Source organism: Shewanella sp. SM55 (assembly GCF_025654025.1).
Classification (GTDB): Bacteria; Pseudomonadota; Gammaproteobacteria; order Enterobacterales; family Shewanellaceae; genus Shewanella; species Shewanella oncorhynchi.
Genome location: NZ_JAKKRS010000030.1, coordinates 1 through 1,776, shown reverse-complemented (window position 1 = coordinate 1,776; position 1,776 = coordinate 1). Strand labels below are relative to the sequence as shown.

The following is a 1,776-nucleotide window of genomic DNA, read 5'->3' as shown; positions in this document are numbered from 1 at the left end:
GGCGAGCGGCGGACGGGTGAGTAATGCCTAGGGATCTGCCCAGTCGAGGGGGATAACAGTTGGAAACGACTGCTAATACCGCATACGCCCTACGGGGGAAAGGAGGGGACCTTCGGGCCTTCCGCGATTGGATGAACCTAGGTGGGATTAGCTAGTTGGTGAGGTAATGGCTCACCAAGGCGACGATCCCTAGCTGTTCTGAGAGGATGATCAGCCACACTGGGACTGAGACACGGCCCAGACTCCTACGGGAGGCAGCAGTGGGGAATATTGCACAATGGGGGAAACCCTGATGCAGCCATGCCGCGTGTGTGAAGAAGGCCTTCGGGTTGTAAAGCACTTTCAGTAGGGAGGAAAGGRTGTARTTTAATACGYTATATCTGTGACGTTACCTACAGAAGAAGGACCGGCTAACTCCGTGCCAGCAGCCGCGGTAATACGGAGGGTCCGAGCGTTAATCGGAATTACTGGGCGTAAAGCGTGCGCAGGCGGTTTGTTAAGCGAGATGTGAAAGCCCTGGGCTCAACCTAGGAATAGCATTTCGAACTGGCGAACTAGAGTCTTGTAGAGGGGGGTAGAATTCCAGGTGTAGCGGTGAAATGCGTAGAGATCTGGAGGAATACCGGTGGCGAAGGCGGCCCCCTGGACAAAGACTGACGCTCATGCACGAAAGCGTGGGGAGCAAACAGGATTAGATACCCTGGTAGTCCACGCCGTAAACGATGTCTACTCGGAGTTTGGTGTCTTGAACACTGGGCTCTCAAGCTAACGCATTAAGTAGACCGCCTGGGGAGTACGGCCGCAAGGTTAAAACTCAAATGAATTGACGGGGGCCCGCACAAGCGGTGGAGCATGTGGTTTAATTCGATGCAACGCGAAGAACCTTACCTACTCTTGACATCCASRGAATTCGCTAGAGATAGCTTAGTGCCTTCGGGAACCSTGAGACAGGTGCTGCATGGCTGTCGTCAGCTCGTGTTGTGAAATGTTGGGTTAAGTCCCGCAACGAGCGCAACCCCTATCCTTATTTGCCAGCACGTAATGGTGGGAACTCTAGGGAGACTGCCGGTGATAAACCGGAGGAAGGTGGGGACGACCACGGTGAATACGTTCCCGGGCCTTGTACACACCGCCCGTCACACCATGGGAGTGGGCTGCAAAAGAAGTGGGTAGCTTAACCTTCGGGGGGGCGCTCACCACTTTGTGGTTCATGACTGGGGTGAAGTCGTAACAAGGTAGCCCTAGGGGAACCTGGGGCTGGATCACCTCCTTACCTATACGACTAACTTAATGTTTGTTGAGTGTTCACACAGATTTGCTTGATAGAAGAAAGAGTAAAAGATGGACCTAGTTAAATAGGTTTATCAAAGATGGGTCTGTAGCTCAGCTGGTTAGAGCGCACCCCTGATAAGGGTGAGGTCGGTGGTTCAAGTCCACTCTGACCCACCAAATCTTCGTTCTCCTTTGTTAAATTAACACTCGTTTAGTGAACTAAACGTCGCGTTAATTTGCCGCGGATAACTCGATTTGGCAAACCAATCCTTTTAGAGGTTTGGAACATCTTACTTACTCGCACTGCATGTAAATGGGGCTATAGCTCAGCTGGGAGAGCGCCTGCCTTGCACGCAGGAGGTCTGCGGTTCGATCCCGCATAGCTCCACCATTTACACCTTATTCTGACTTTATTGCAAAGTAATAAGGCATATGCACTATGGATAGAGATGCCAAAGATAAACTTAAAAATTATCTTTGGCTTTTTTAAGCCCGCTCTTTAAC

At 51.4% G+C, this 1,776-nt stretch carries 2 tRNA genes and 1 rRNA gene; all 3 read left to right on the top strand.

Annotated features, from left to right (window positions below):
* Window positions 1-1,273: ribosomal RNA gene (locus L5L91_RS22530) — 16S ribosomal RNA — on the top strand; the annotation flags it as partial.
* A gap of 99 nt (window positions 1,274-1,372) precedes the next feature.
* Window positions 1,373-1,449 (top strand) — tRNA-Ile (locus tag L5L91_RS22525).
* A 138-nt stretch (window positions 1,450-1,587) separates the two neighbouring features.
* Window positions 1,588-1,663 (top strand) — tRNA-Ala (locus L5L91_RS22520).
* The last annotated feature ends 113 nt before the right edge of the window (window positions 1,664-1,776 follow it).